Annotated in this window: 11 protein-coding genes, 2 tRNA genes and 1 rRNA gene; 4 read left to right on the top strand and 10 right to left on the bottom strand. The window is 43.9% G+C overall.

All coding sequences use genetic code 11. The features are described 5' to 3' along the window. Positions 1-197: 197 nt before the first annotated feature. The 8 genes from ACAM37_RS00130 to ACAM37_RS00095 all read right to left on the bottom strand — a co-directional run bounded on the left by ACAM37_RS00130 (position 198) and on the right by ACAM37_RS00095 (position 8,517). Positions 198-273 (bottom strand) — tRNA-Ala (locus tag ACAM37_RS00130). Between the two features lie 6 nt (positions 274-279). Then, positions 280-356 (bottom strand) — tRNA-Ile (locus ACAM37_RS00125). 136 nt (positions 357-492) lie between these two features. Then, positions 493-2,024 (bottom strand): 16S ribosomal RNA (locus ACAM37_RS00120). A gap of 446 nt (positions 2,025-2,470) precedes the next feature. Then, a complete protein-coding gene (gene dnaK, locus ACAM37_RS00115) occupies positions 2,471-4,393 on the bottom strand; it encodes a molecular chaperone DnaK (protein WP_203171263.1) in 1,923 nt (640 codons plus the stop codon). Positions 4,394-4,554: 161 nt separating this feature from the next. Beyond that, positions 4,555-5,136: a nucleotide exchange factor GrpE gene (gene grpE / locus ACAM37_RS00110; protein WP_065253958.1), complete on the bottom strand. Its 582-nt coding sequence runs from the start codon at positions 5,134-5,136 to the stop codon at positions 4,555-4,557. Between the two features lie 223 nt (positions 5,137-5,359). Further along, complete coding sequence (locus ACAM37_RS00105; protein WP_369626247.1) at positions 5,360-5,965, bottom strand: L-threonylcarbamoyladenylate synthase; 606 nt, start codon at positions 5,963-5,965, stop codon at positions 5,360-5,362. 49 nt (positions 5,966-6,014) lie between these two features. Beyond that, a complete protein-coding gene (dprA, locus tag ACAM37_RS00100) occupies positions 6,015-7,244 on the bottom strand; it encodes a DNA-processing protein DprA (protein WP_369626867.1) in 1,230 nt (409 codons plus the stop codon). A gap of 169 nt (positions 7,245-7,413) precedes the next feature. Then, a complete protein-coding gene (locus tag ACAM37_RS00095) occupies positions 7,414-8,517 on the bottom strand; it encodes a LysM peptidoglycan-binding domain-containing protein (protein WP_369626246.1) in 1,104 nt (367 codons plus the stop codon). A 375-nt stretch (positions 8,518-8,892) separates the two neighbouring features. On the opposite strand from ACAM37_RS00095, the gene def reads away from it, so the two are divergent. Then, positions 8,893-9,423 (top strand): peptide deformylase, encoded by a 531-nt coding sequence (def, locus tag ACAM37_RS00090; protein WP_353551570.1) that lies wholly within the window; start codon positions 8,893-8,895, stop codon positions 9,421-9,423. Between the two features lie 22 nt (positions 9,424-9,445). Beyond that, on the top strand, positions 9,446-10,048 hold the full coding sequence (gene hisB / locus ACAM37_RS00085; protein ID WP_007117432.1) for an imidazoleglycerol-phosphate dehydratase HisB: 603 nt from the start codon (positions 9,446-9,448) through the stop codon (positions 10,046-10,048). Positions 10,049-10,127: 79 nt separating this feature from the next. Here the strand turns inward: hisB and ACAM37_RS00080 are convergent, their stop codons facing one another. After that, a complete protein-coding gene (locus ACAM37_RS00080) occupies positions 10,128-10,616 on the bottom strand; it encodes a YajQ family cyclic di-GMP-binding protein (protein WP_036591734.1) in 489 nt (162 codons plus the stop codon). A 279-nt stretch (positions 10,617-10,895) separates the two neighbouring features. On the opposite strand from ACAM37_RS00080, the gene ACAM37_RS00075 reads away from it, so the two are divergent. Together ACAM37_RS00075 and ACAM37_RS00070 are read left to right on the top strand one after the other, a co-directional pair. Next, entirely contained in the window at positions 10,896-11,426 is a 531-nt protein-coding gene (locus ACAM37_RS00075; protein WP_369626245.1) for a peroxiredoxin, read from the top strand. Further along, complete coding sequence (locus ACAM37_RS00070; protein ID WP_369626866.1) at positions 11,427-11,642, top strand: glutaredoxin domain-containing protein; 216 nt, start codon at positions 11,427-11,429, stop codon at positions 11,640-11,642. A gap of 47 nt (positions 11,643-11,689) precedes the next feature. Here the strand turns inward: ACAM37_RS00070 and ACAM37_RS00065 are convergent, their stop codons facing one another. Beyond that, positions 11,690-13,663 (bottom strand): ATP-binding cassette domain-containing protein, encoded by a 1,974-nt coding sequence (locus ACAM37_RS00065; RefSeq protein ID WP_369626244.1) that lies wholly within the window; start codon positions 13,661-13,663, stop codon positions 11,690-11,692. Positions 13,664-13,682: the final 19 nt, after the last annotated feature.

Here is a 13,682-nt window from a genome sequence, read left to right as displayed (position 1 = left end):
TCTTTGGGTCTGATTGGCTGATTACTAAGGTTAATTATCTTCGTTGGAACTTGATAATTAACCCAGACTCATTTCTCTATGTTGTTATTGAATTATCAGACCTTCGTCAGGTCGTGATTTCTGATAAAACAGATTGAAGTAATCTCTTAATACACTGACTAAATTACTCTGTCTGCTTTATTACGTTAAGCTAATTATGGTGGAGCCAAGGAGAGTCGAACTCCTGACCTCCTGCGTGCAAGGCAGGCGCTCTACCAACTGAGCTATGGCCCCGATTAGTGGTGGGTCTAATAAGACTTGAACTTATGACCCCTGCCTTATCAAGGCAGTGCTCTAACCAACTGAGCTATAGACCCTGAACGAGGATTAGCAAAGCATCGCTTTGCCCGAGTGCAAGAGAATTTACGAAGTAAATTCTGAAGCCGTAACCCTCGAATTAGCTTATTTATACACAAGAACAACTTGCTGTGAATTCTCACTTAGTGCTTTAGTTAAGGAGGTGATCCAGCCGCAGGTTCCCCTACGGCTACCTTGTTACGACTTCACCCCAGTCATCGACCACACCGTGGTAAGCGCCCTCTTGCGTTAGGCTACCTACTTCTGGTGCAATAGACTCCCATGGTGTGACGGGCGGTGTGTACAAGGCCCGGGAACGTATTCACCGCAGCATTCTGATCTGCGATTACTAGCGATTCCGACTTCATGGAGTCGAGTTGCAGACTCCAATCCGGACTACGATAGGCTTTTTGAGATTAGCATCACATCGCTGTGTAGCAACCCTCTGTACCTACCATTGTAGCACGTGTGTAGCCCTGGTCGTAAGGGCCATGATGACTTGACGTCGTCCCCGCCTTCCTCCAGTTTGTCACTGGCAGTATCCTTAAAGTTCCCGGCTTAACCCGCTGGCAAATAAGGAAAAGGGTTGCGCTCGTTGCGGGACTTAACCCAACATCTCACGACACGAGCTGACGACAGCCATGCAGCACCTGTATGTGAATTCCCGAAGGCACTCCCGCATCTCTGCAGGATTCTCACTATGTCAAGACCAGGTAAGGTTCTTCGCGTTGCATCGAATTAAACCACATGCTCCACCGCTTGTGCGGGCCCCCGTCAATTCATTTGAGTTTTAACCTTGCGGCCGTACTCCCCAGGCGGTCTACTTATCGCGTTAACTGCGCCACTAAAGTCTCAAGGACCCCAACGGCTAGTAGACATCGTTTACGGCGTGGACTACCAGGGTATCTAATCCTGTTTGCTACCCACGCTTTCGAATCTCAGTGTCAATATTATGCCAGGAAGCTGCCTTCGCCATCGGTATTCCTCCAGATCTCTACGCATTTCACCGCTACACCTGGAATTCTACTTCCCTCTCACATATTCTAGCACCACCAGTATCACATGCAGTTCCCAGGTTAAGCCCGGGGATTTCACATGTGACTTAATGAGCCACCTACACTCGCTTTACGCCCAGTAATTCCGATTAACGCTCGCACCCTCTGTATTACCGCGGCTGCTGGCACAGAGTTAGCCGGTGCTTATTCTGCAGGTAACGTCTAATCTAATGGGTATTAACCATTAGCCTCTCCTCCCTGCTTAAAGTGCTTTACAACCAAAAGGCCTTCTTCACACACGCGGCATGGCTGGATCAGGGTTGCCCCCATTGTCCAATATTCCCCACTGCTGCCTCCCGTAGGAGTCCGGACCGTGTCTCAGTTCCGGTGTGACTGATCATCCTCTCAGACCAGTTACAGATCGTCGCCTTGGTGGGCCTTTACCCCACCAACTAGCTAATCTGATTTAGGCTCATCTAATAGCAAGAGCTTGCGCCCCCTTTCACCCGTAGGTCGTATGCGGTATTAATTCGAGTTTCCCCGAGCTATCCCCCACTACTAGGCAGATTCCTAAATGTTACTCACCCGTCCGCCACTAATCATATCTAGCAAGCTAGATAATCATCGTTCGACTTGCATGTGTTAAGCCTGCCGCCAGCGTTCAATCTGAGCCATGATCAAACTCTTCAGTTTAATCTTTCTATATCCTAATCACCACTTCCGCAGTCACTAAGATATTAATTTGTTGACTCAATTATTTATACTGTCTTTGCTCAAATAAACTTACGAGTATCTTCACTCTGACAATACAATTAATTAAAGTCTTAATTTTATCGCCCTAAGTGAAAATCCACACAAGTTGTTCTTGTGTTCGTTGTTATTTAGTGTACCAAAGATATCGTCTATCATATGGTGAGCTTGATATTGTAATACGTTTTGTTTTACGCTGTCAAGCTTTATTTAATTCTTGCTAAGCTTCGTAATTTGTTTTACTTGTTTGTAAACTCTTCGTCGCTCAGTGGTGGCGTATTATACGTGAATCTAAATGGGTGTCAACACCTTTTTCTTAAAATTTTTAAATAAAATAAAAATACCGCCTTGCGGCGGTATTTTTATTGATGCTCTAATCAGTAAATTGATTATTTGTTGTCATCTTTTACTTCGGTGAATTCTGCATCGACAACCCCATCATCTTGCTGGGTTTGTTGTGGCTGTGCATCACCCGTTTCTGCAGTAGCGCCTGCGTCAGCGTAGATTTTTTGACTAACCGGTAAGAAGGCATTGTCTAGGGCTTCAAGTTTTGACTTGATGTCTTCTAGATTATCTTCTTTGACAGCCAATTCTAGCGCTTTGATAGCTTCTTCTACTGCGGTTTTGTCGCTATCGGTTACTTTGTCAGCCGCATCTTTCATGGCTTTTTGCACGCCATGAATACGACCGTCTGCTTCGTTACGTACTTGCGCAAGTTCAGCAAATTTGGCATCTTCAGCGGCATTAGCTTCAGCATCACGAATCATCTGCTCAATTTCAGCATCTGATAGACCTGAATCGGCTTTAATTTGGATACTTTGTGCTTTACCCGTACCTTTGTCTTTAGCCGAGATATTCATGATACCGTCAGCGTTGATGTCAAAGGTAACTTCAATTTGCGGTACGCCACGCGGTGCGGGTGGAATATCGGTCAAATCGAAACGTCCAAGCAATTTGTTTTGTGCGGCAATTTTACGCTCACCTTGGTAGACCTGAATAGTTACTGCTGGTTGGTTGTCATCCGCTGTAGAGAACACTTGTGATTTCTTGGTTGGAATCATGGTGTTTTTCTCGATGATTGGCGTCAACACACCGCCCATGGTTTCGATGCCTAGGGTTAACGGTGTCACATCAAGCAGTAGTACGTCAGTTTTGTCACCAGACAGTACCGCACCTTGAATCGCTGCACCCATCGCTACGGCTTCGTCAGGATTCACATCTTTACGTGGCTCTTTGCCAAAGAATTCTTGAACACGCTGTTGCACCAGTGGCATACGGCTTTGACCACCTACCAAGATAACGTCATCAATATCAGACGCTTTTAAGCCCGCGTCGCTCAGTGCGATTTTACAAGGCTCAATGGTACGGTTGACAAGCGCTTCAGTTAAGCTTTCTAACTTGGCACGGGTTACGTTTACCACTAAGTGTTTTGGACCTGTGGCATCGGCAGTGATATACGGTAAGTTAATATCGGTGCTTTGCGAGCTTGAAAGTTCGATTTTTGCTTTCTCTGCTGCCTCTTTTAGGCGCTGCATTGCCAGCGGGTCACCTTTTAGGTTCACACTGTTTTCTTTTTTGAATTCTTCAACCAAATAGTCGATTAAGGTCAAGTCAAAGTCTTCTCCGCCTAAGAAGGTGTCACCATTGGTTGAAAGCACTTCAAATTGTTGCTCACCATCAACGTCTGCGATTTCGATGATTGAAATATCGAAAGTACCACCACCTAAGTCATAAACCGCAATCTTACGGTCTGCACCGCCTTTTTTGTCCATACCGTATGCTAAGGCTGCCGCTGTAGGTTCGTTGATGATACGTTTGACATCGAGACCTGCGATTTTACCTGCGTCTTTAGTGGCTTGACGTTGGCTATCATTAAAATAAGCAGGTACCGTTACTACCGCTTCGGTGACGTTTTCACCCAGATAATCTTCTGCAGTTTTTTTCATTTTTTTCAAAACTTCAGCAGAAATTTGAGGTGGTGCTAATTTTTTATTGTTGATATCAACCCAGGCATCGCCATTGTCAGCTTTGACAATTTTGTATGGCACCATGCCGATGTCTTTTTGCACGACTTTGTCTTCAAACTTACGACCAATTAAACGCTTGATAGCAAATAAGGTATTTTGTGGGTTGGTTACCGCTTGGCGTTTGGCTGATTGACCTACCAAGATTTCACCGTCATCTTTATAGGCAACGATTGATGGGGTAGTGCGTGCGCCTTCAGCATTGTCGATGACTTTAACTTTGTCACCTTCCATCACTGCAACACATGAGTTGGTTGTACCTAAGTCAATACCAATAATTTTAGCCATGATTAAATTCTCCAATTTTTATTTTGAGGGTAAGTGGTGATGAGCACCACGTTGTCTTGTATTTTTATATCGGTTTAACGATGGTTTTTTTCAAGCAGTTAGCAAAAGTTTTTTGCTACAGTTGTAACCAATCAGTCAATCCGTTGTTGACTGCTTGCCTACTAGCTGCCAACGCGAACCATGGCTGGGCGCAATAAACGCTCATGTAGTGTATAACCTTTTTGTAGTACTTGACCGACTTGGTTGGCGCTCGCTTCTGGGTCGATACCCACGGCTTCATGTAGGTCGGCATTAAATGTTTCGCCTTGTGGATTGACCACTTTAACACCGTATTTTTCTAGCACCGCAATCAGCGATTTGTGGGTGAGTTTGACGCCTTCAAGCACAGGATCATTGTCAGATTGGCTGCTTTCAATCGCACGTTCAAGGTTATCAACAGTGTCTAATAGGTCTTTGGCAAACTTTTCTAAGGCAAATTTTTTGGTTTTTTCGGTTTCTTGCTCCATGCGGTTGCGCGCATTGTAGGCTTCAGCATTGGCACGGGCATGGGCTTCTTTGGCTTCTTTGACTTGACCTTCAAGCTCGGCAATACGCTGCTCGTAGGTGCTCAAATTGATGTCGCTAGGAATGGTTTTTTGCTCGTTACTTGGCTCAAACTGTTCCATGGCATCTTTTAACTCCGTTGAGACGGCGTCAGTTTGATTTTGCGGTTGCGTATTTTGGTTATTATCAGCTGAATTCATCAATCATCACTCCTATTATCAAAGTAACCGTCACCAAGGTAACAGTTACACGTTAAAACGGTTAAAGTTATTGGCTTTGATAATGGTTAATTCCTTTGATTTCAAGAGTGAGTCGCATTATTTGCGGGTCAAAATGGCGTTTTTCATATATATCCACACTAAATTTGCGTATTTATGAAATTAGGGAATAAAAATCGCTACAAATATTCCCAAAAACAAGGCGTTAAGCGCGTACTTGTTGTTGGGTTAGTGCATCAAAAATTTGGCTAGGTCGAACAAATCCAAGGGTGTCGCCGAGTAAATAACCGATGGCATCACCAAAGTATTGATAAGCAGCCGCGAAATCAGTAGCAGGTGTTAGACCAGATAGGTTACAACTCGTTGATACCAAAAATCCAAATGGGTTATTGTTGTCTACGTGGGCGATGTGATTGCATAGTTTGGCAATCATCGGATGGCTAATCACTCGTATGGCTAAGCTATCTCGCCCACCTGTGACCCACTCGGGGATTTTTCTTTGCAATGATGCAGGAATCGGTAACAACCAAGTGGTGGCTTGTGCATCGCTAGACTGCCAACTTGCCGCAATGTTATCAACTACTTGCTGTGGTAACGGCTGTAAGAATGGCTGAATATGCGCAATATCGCCTGTGATAACAATCATGCCTTTTTCGATTGGACGCTGTTTAATCGCTAAAATCTGTTTCACTGCGATTTCGTTAAATGGGTCACAGCCGATTCCCCACACCGCTTCGGTTGGATAAGCGAGCAGATTGCCGGCTTGTAAAAATTGCTGAACTGCATCGAGCTGGGTGTCATTAAATTGCATTATATACCTCGATTATTTTGTAGTTTTCTTTGCTCATCGCTTATCAAAATTAAGGTCGGCAGCGCATGTATAGACCGCCGCGTTGCATCACCAGTCCCATTAGCTCAAGCTCAATCAGCCAGCCCATAAGTGTCGCAATATCGGTGCGGGTCTTATCGACTAAGCTGTCTAAATCTTGCCCTACCCAATCGAGTTGATTAAGTAGTGTCTGCAAATGCGGGGGCACATCCATCGCCAATGTCGCTTGGTGCGGCTGGGTTTTTGGTGCTGATTCGGACGGTAATTGAGGGCTATTGCTCACTGCCTGTGCAACTATCGGCGCTGTTTCAACCTCGGTGGCTTTGACAAGCGGTGATTTAAAAATTGATAAATCTTCCAAAATTTGTGATGGATGATCGACCAAGGTCGCACCCTCACGAATCAATTGGTGGCAACCTTTGGCGTTGAGGTTATCAATATGACTAGGAATAGCAAAAACTTGTTTGCCTTGCTCGTTGGCTTCTCTGGCCGTGATGAGCGAGCCACTTTTTGCAGCCGCTTCTACAACCAAAGTTGCTAAACTTAGCCCAGCGACGAGACGATTGCGCCTTGGAAAATGGTAGCGATTGCTCGGCATATCAGGCAATAATTCACTAATGACGCAGCCACCTGACGCAATAATATGGGCTTTAAGGCTGGCGTGATTTTTTGGATAACAATGTTTAATACCATTGCCCAGTACCGCAATAGTACCACCTTGTGTGGCCGTCATCTGTAAACTTAACGCACCTAAATGTGCTTGTTTGTCAATTCCTTCTGCCATGCCACTGGTGACCCATAAGCCTTCGTGCGCCAAATATTGCGCCATATCAAAGGCAATTTTTTCGGCATGTGGGCTAGGTTTACGACTTCCAACGATCGCCAATTGTGGTTGGCTTAAGGCAGATAAGTTGCCTTGGTACAATAGCAAAGGGGGTGGGTCATAGATGTTTTTTAACTGATTCGGATATAAAGGGTCATTATCAAACACCACACCATACTGCCCTTGTAATAGTTCTAATAGCGTATCATTCAAAAACTGGCTGGTTCGACTGGTGCTGATAAACTCAGCAAAGCGTTTGTGGTGATTATCATGCAAGCCCAGCGCTTGCCAATCTGCCAGCTTGGCTTGAATCGCTTGTTCAGCGCTACCAAAGCGCGCTACAAGCTTGTTATAAACAGGTACAGATAAGTTCACTAAATGCCATAACAATAAGGCAGCCTGCTGCGCCGGGTTTAGGTTAGGCTGATAATCCTGCATCACGTATATTCCTTAGGCATGTATAGGGCTTATGAATGTTTGCTATTATAAATTTTTCTCACGATAAAAACTTTAAAGACAGCAAAGCCAGTCAAGGTGACTGGCTTTTGAACAATCGCTTACCAAGCAAGCAAGCATAAGCAAGGGCAAGCAAAGGTAAGCGAAAGCGTTAGTTGCCGACCGCAGGCAATAAAAAATCTTGCTCATGAATCGGTGATTCTGCATCGAGTACATAAGCGTAGCTAATATCGTTAAATGCTTTAAATACCATCACATGAGCGATTTGCTCACTTGGCAACCGTACTGCATCACCTTTCACGGGTGAATAGTCGTCCAAGACTAAAGCGCCTTTTTGATAAACCGTCAATACATCGCCTGGCTCAGCGCCTTGGCTGGTGCCCAAATTAATGGCAATCACCCCATCTCGACCCGCACTACTAATTGAGTTTAAAATACGAATCACGCGACCGCCACGGGTAACGCTGGCAGGTTTTGGATAAAACGCGGGTGGCAAGTACTGACCGACTTCGACAAATACACGGTCACCTTCGCGCACTTCTTGACCATACGATTTTTTAAGCTCGATACTAGAAACACCGTTTGATGCTACGCTAGTGACAATACCTGCGGCAACTTGAGTGACTTCAAGACCGATGACTTTACGGGTGGTTGGGTCAACATACGGTTCGCCCTCACGATACACACCATAGCGTTGTCCCACAATGAGTGGCACGCCTTTAGCATATATTTTGTTACCGACACCTGTGATAATGTTTTTATCTTTTGAAGCCAGCACATAGGGGGTAGTTTTAAAGTCATCAGGCGATACGATGATATTGCGTTCAAGCCATGTTTCAATGGCAGTCAAAGGAATCGCAGGGATACTACCTGCGGCACTCACCACCGTGGTTGTAGTGGTTGGCGCGCTCATGGCTTTTTCAATGCCTGCACAGCCTTCCCCCGTGTCTACACCGACCAATTTTTGCCCTTTAATCACACATAAGATAATCACATCTTTTGGATAAATCAGATGCGGATTACGAATCTGTTTATTGGTCGCCCAAATTTCTTTCCAGCGCCACGGACTTTCTAAGAATTTACCGGAGATATCCCAAAGCGTATCACCTTTTTTCACCACATAACGGTTGGGCGCATCGGCTTTGATACGAGGTGGCGGGTTGTTAGCAGCGGCTAGCGAACTCACTGTCATACCAAGGGTTGCCAACAAAGCGAAGGATAATTTTTTCATTGTCGTGGTGTTATAGTTTGTCATAGCCCAATACTCAAGGTTAACCGCTTAACGCTTTAAAATGGCATATGCTTTACCATCACTTATAAAAATCATAGCCGAATGTTGTGTTATGTGTCGCAAAATCACCCATAATTTGCACTATGTAAATTTTGGTTAGCATAGCATAAAATTATTGGAGCTTCATAAATTTTCTCTTTAAATCGTTTTTTTAAATGATTTGGTTTTGGTAGATTTTAATCACTCAATCATTATCATTGATTATTTGCTATTGTGAAGCGATTGGTTTGCACCTATATATAAGTTATAGTAGCCAAACTTTAGCGTTTGCGTTACCCTATGCCAATTTTTTTAGATAATTTTTGCCTTATTATTTGCCTTATTAACAGTTGACCGATTATGACTTTACGTACCATTTTAAATTACCCAGATCCGAGACTTCGTACCCTTGCCAAGCCTGTCACCCACTTTGGTGATGACCTAAAAACCTTGATTGATGATATGTTTGAAACCATGTATGCCGCCAAAGGTATTGGTTTGGCGGCGACACAAGTGGATGAGCACATTCAATTGGTAGTGATGGACTTATCTGAAGATGGCAGCCAGCCTCGGGTGTTTATCAACCCTGTTATCACCCCATTAGCCGATGAATTATATAGCTATGAAGAAGGGTGTTTGTCTGTGCCAGAGTATTATGACAAAGTCGATAGACCCAAACATGTCAGAATTGAGGCTGTCGACGCGCAGGGCAACCCGTTTGTTGAAGAAGCACAAGGCCTACTTGCCGTATGTATCCAACATGAAATTGACCACTTAAATGGTAAAATTTTTGTGGATTATTTATCCAAGCTCAAACAAGACCGTGCACGTGATAAGGTGCGTAAAGTTGTCAAACAACGTGAAAAAGATGCTGAACATAAAAGACTGTGATTTTTAACTGTAAGGGAAAACCATGACCACTCGCCCATCACGTATCGCCACCGTCACACGCAATACCGCTGAAACCCAAATCACCGTATCTATCAACCTTGACGGTACCGGTCAAGGCAGCATTGACACGGGTGTGCCATTTCTTGACCATATGCTTGACCAAATCAAACGTCATGGCTTAATTGACATGGATATTACCTGTAACGGCGACACCCACATTGACGACCATCATAGCGTCGAAGATGTCGGTATTACGCTAGGTCAAGCCTTCAAACAAGCGATTGGCGATAAAAAAGGCATCGTGCGTTATGGACATTTTTATGCCCCACTTGATGAAAGCCTTAGCCGTGCGGTAGTGGATATTTCAGGTCGCCCTGGACTGCACATGGATATCCCGTTTACTCGTGCGATGATTGGTGGGTTTGATGTGGATTTGTTCAGTGAATTTTTTTATGGCTTTGTCAATCATGCCATGATAACTATTCATTTGGATAACTTGAAAGGCAAAAACAGCCATCACCAAATTGAAAGTACGTTTAAAGCCTTTGCTCGTGCGCTGCGGATGGCGGTGGAATATGATGAACGCGCACTCGATAGATTGCCGAGTACAAAAGAAAGTCTTTAATAGCAAACTGTAAAAATAAAAGCCCTGTTTGAGACGAGGGCTTTTTTTATGCTAGTTGTTTTGTACTAATTTTCGGGTGTTAGTCCTTAAAATTATTAAATTGCAGTGGCACACCAAATTGTTTTTCTTTCAAAAACGCCATCGCTTGCTGTAGCGTGTCTTTTTTCTTATCATTGACCCGTACTTTATCGCCTTGAATCGCTGCCGATACTTTCAAATCCGACTCTTTTAATGCCTTACTGATTTTTTTGGCGGTATCGCCATCAAGTCCATCTTTGAGATTGACTACCTTTTTCATTTGTTTGCCCGAGCCTTGATTATCCTGTGGGTCGAGCGACTGCAAATCCACCCCACGTTTTATCATGTTTTTTTCAAGCATGGCATACACGTTTTCCATCTGCAACTCATTGTCTGCGGTGATGGTGATTTTTTTGTCTTTCTCATTGAGTTCTACTTTAATATCGCTGCCTTTAAAGTCAAAACGGGTGGCGATTTCTTTTTCGGTATTTTGCACGGCATGTTTAACTTCAAATAACTGTAATTCTGAAACCACGTCAAATGATGGCATGAGGTTTTCCTTATCAAATTTGTTGAATAAAATCTAAAAAATCTGCCCTATCATAACTGATTTTGTCAATTTTTAACAATTAACCAGCTGTTTTTACCAAAGTTAATTATCTAAAATAAATCATAAAACATATAATGATTTAAAATACTTATTAAAATAATTAACTTTTTAATAACGCTGATTACAGTTTTTTACCTTATTTGTTTGTATAATGAGTAAGCAAATAGGTCATTTAATAAAAAATGTAGTATAACAATTTACGATAATAAGGAGTAGGACATGGCGTTTAGCGATATGATTGGCAAACAAGTGCCAAGCGTGACTTTTCATACCCAGCAGCAAGGCAAATGGGTAGATGTTAGTACGGATGAATTATTTAAGGGCAAAAAAGTCGTATTATTCGCCTTACCAGGGGCGTTTACACCAACGTGTTCGTCACTACATTTGCCCCGCTACAATGAATTGGCAACTGAATTTGCTAAACTAGGCGTTGATGACATCGTGTGTGTCTCGGTCAACGATACCTTTGTTATGAATGCTTGGGCAAAAGACCAAGACTGTAGCAATGTGACCGTGATGCCAGATGGGAACGGTGAGTTTACTGAAGCGATGGGGCGCCTAATTGATGACTCAGCAATTGGGTTTGGCAAACGTTCATGGCGTTATTCGATGCTGGTGGATGATGGCAAAATCGTCAAAATCTTTGACGAACCCCAAGACAGCGGCAGTGATGACCCATACGAAGTATCAGATGCTGATACCATGATTAAATACATTGACCCAAACTGGCAGGACAAACCCTCTGTCTGAATTTTTACCAAGCCTGGTTGCCCACATTGCGCCAAAGCCAAAGAAACGTTAACACAAAAAGGCTTTCAGTTTGAAGAAATTGTCCTTGGTAAAGATGCCAGTATTACCTCAGTGCGAGCCATTACTGGTCGTGAAACTACCCCACAGGTGTTTATCGGTGGCAAACACATCGGTGGTAATGATGACTTGCAACAATACTTTGCTGATGCAAAATAATGTTGGATTAAATAAAAAAAGACAGTCTAGGCTGTCTTTTTTATTGGCTAGTTAAAATTATTTTCCATCTCTTCAAGTGCCATCATCAAATTCATTACCTGCTCTTCGACTGCTTCAATGTCACTTTTTAATGCCGTCTGCTCATCGAGCAACGTTAACAAATCGGCTTTTCGGCTATCATCATACAGACCTGCATCACCCAGCTTTTCTTCAATTTCACCTAGCTGCGCCATGAATTTTTCTAGTTGCTTTTCCTCGTTTTCGATTTTTTTACGGATGGGCGCGGTGAGTTTACGCTGTTCAGCGGATTTTTTGCGTTGTTCTTCTTTGGATAACGCATTGAGTACGCTAGAAGTTTCACGTGAAACATCTGTTTTATGGTCGGCTAATTTTTTGTCTTCGAGCTTTTTATTGTCGCTCGCTTGTTTGGCTTGCTGTTTACGGGTTTGTGATAACCACTGACTATAATAAGCGATGTCATTGTCAAAGATGTTACATTGACCATCATGCACCAAATATAGCTCATCGCAAACATTGGCTATCATTTCTCGGTCATGTGACACCAGAATGACCGCCCCTTCAAATTCTTGCAAAGCCATGCTCAATGCTTGCCGCATCTCCAAATCTAGGTGATTGGTCGGCTCGTCTAATACCAAAACATTGGGACGCTGCCATACGATGAGCGCAAGGGTGAGTCTTGCCCGCTCACCGCCAGAGAATAACTTGCTTTTGGTATCAATGCGCTCACCGCGAAAGTCAAAACTCCCTAAAAACGCCCGTAAATCAGCGTCTGAGGTTTTGCCTGCGAGACGCTGTAGCATCAACATGGGTGATGCTTCGCCATCAAGGCTATCCATTTGGTGTTGGTTAAAATACCCTAGTACCAAACTATCTGCGGCTTTACGCGTCCCAGACAAGATAGGCAACTCACCCACCAAGCCTTTAATAACCGTTGATTTGCCTGCGCCATTCATCCCTAGCAGACCGATGCGGCTGTCAGGGGTAATTTGTAGGCGAATGTTCTCGATGAGTGCGACACCGTTGTAACCCACACTGGCATTGTCTAGCACCAATAATGGCGATGTTAATTGCACAGGGGCTTTGAAACGAAATTGAAACGGATTGTCCGCCATGATAGGCGCTAGCTCGGTCATCCGTTCCAGCTGTTTGACACGGGCTTGTGCTTGTTTGGCTTTGGAGGCTTTGGCTTTAAAACGGCGGATAAAATCTTCAAGATGGGCACGGGTTTCTTGCTGTTTTTCAAACTGCTGCTGCTGCTGGGCTAAACGCTCACTACGGGTACGCACAAAGGTGCTGTAATTGCCTGTATAAAGGGTCATTTGTTGGTTTTCAATGTGCAAGATATTGCTCACTACATTATCCAAAAACGCTTGGTCATGCGAAATCATGAGTAGCGTGCCATCATAGGCTTTGAGCCATTCTTCAAGCCACAAGATGGCATCTAAATCCAAGTGATTGGTTGGTTCATCAAGCAACAATAAATCCGCTCGGCTCATTAAGGTTTTGGCAAGGTTTAGGCGCATACGCCAGCCCCCTGAAAAACTACTCACAGGTTGGCTTTCTTGGGCGACATTAAAGCCAAGTCCTGTCATGATTTGGGACGCTTTTGCAGGGGTACTGTAGCCATGGATATCATCAAAGCGCGCGTGCACATGGGCAAGCTCATCTTCTGACAAGGTATCTGGATGGTTAATCTTATCTTGCAGCTCAAAGTATTCTTTGTCGCCACTGAGCACAAAATCTATTGCCGATTGGTCAGTGCTTTCAATCTCTTGCGCCATATGACCGATTTGCCAACTGTTTGGAACCGATAGACTGCCTGTGTCGAGTGCCAATTCGCCTTCGCCCTTTTGGGTCAATAGCGTCGCAAAAAAACTGGATTTACCTGTGCCATTGTTGCCTGTTAAACCGATTTTCCAACCTGGATGGATTTGCAAATTAACATCTTTGAATAATACCCGCCCATCACGGCGAATACTGGCATCTTTTAGTTCTATCATAATCGGCTCAAAACTCAAA

Origin of the sequence: Moraxella sp. K23 (assembly GCF_041154765.1) — a bacterium.
GTDB classification, from domain to species: Bacteria; Pseudomonadota; Gammaproteobacteria; order Pseudomonadales; family Moraxellaceae; genus Faucicola; species Faucicola tetraodonis.
Note: the sequence above shows the minus strand (reverse complement) of the source record. Positions and strands in the feature narration are given on the sequence as shown.

What these genes read in the sequence shown, in the direction of transcription:
- ACAM37_RS00080 (WP_036591734.1), bottom strand. Translation starts at nt 10,616, where the DNA reads ATGCCATCATTTGACGTGGTTTCAGAATTACAGTTATTTGAAGTTAAA.
- ACAM37_RS00065 (WP_369626244.1), bottom strand. Translation starts at nt 13,663, where the DNA reads ATGATAGAACTAAAAGATGCCAGTATTCGCCGTGATGGGCGGGTATTA.
- hisB (WP_007117432.1), top strand. Translation starts at nt 9,446, where the DNA reads ATGACCACTCGCCCATCACGTATCGCCACCGTCACACGCAATACCGCT.
- ACAM37_RS00095 (WP_369626246.1), bottom strand. Translation starts at nt 8,517, where the DNA reads ATGACAAACTATAACACCACGACAATGAAAAAATTATCCTTCGCTTTG.
- dnaK (WP_203171263.1), bottom strand. Translation starts at nt 4,393, where the DNA reads ATGGCTAAAATTATTGGTATTGACTTAGGTACAACCAACTCATGTGTT.
- ACAM37_RS00105 (WP_369626247.1), bottom strand. Translation starts at nt 5,965, where the DNA reads ATGCAATTTAATGACACCCAGCTCGATGCAGTTCAGCAATTTTTACAA.
- dprA (WP_369626867.1), bottom strand. Translation starts at nt 7,244, where the DNA reads ATGCAGGATTATCAGCCTAACCTAAACCCGGCGCAGCAGGCTGCCTTA.
- grpE (WP_065253958.1), bottom strand. Translation starts at nt 5,136, where the DNA reads ATGAATTCAGCTGATAATAACCAAAATACGCAACCGCAAAATCAAACT.
- def (WP_353551570.1), top strand. Translation starts at nt 8,893, where the DNA reads ATGACTTTACGTACCATTTTAAATTACCCAGATCCGAGACTTCGTACC.
- ACAM37_RS00075 (WP_369626245.1), top strand. Translation starts at nt 10,896, where the DNA reads ATGGCGTTTAGCGATATGATTGGCAAACAAGTGCCAAGCGTGACTTTT.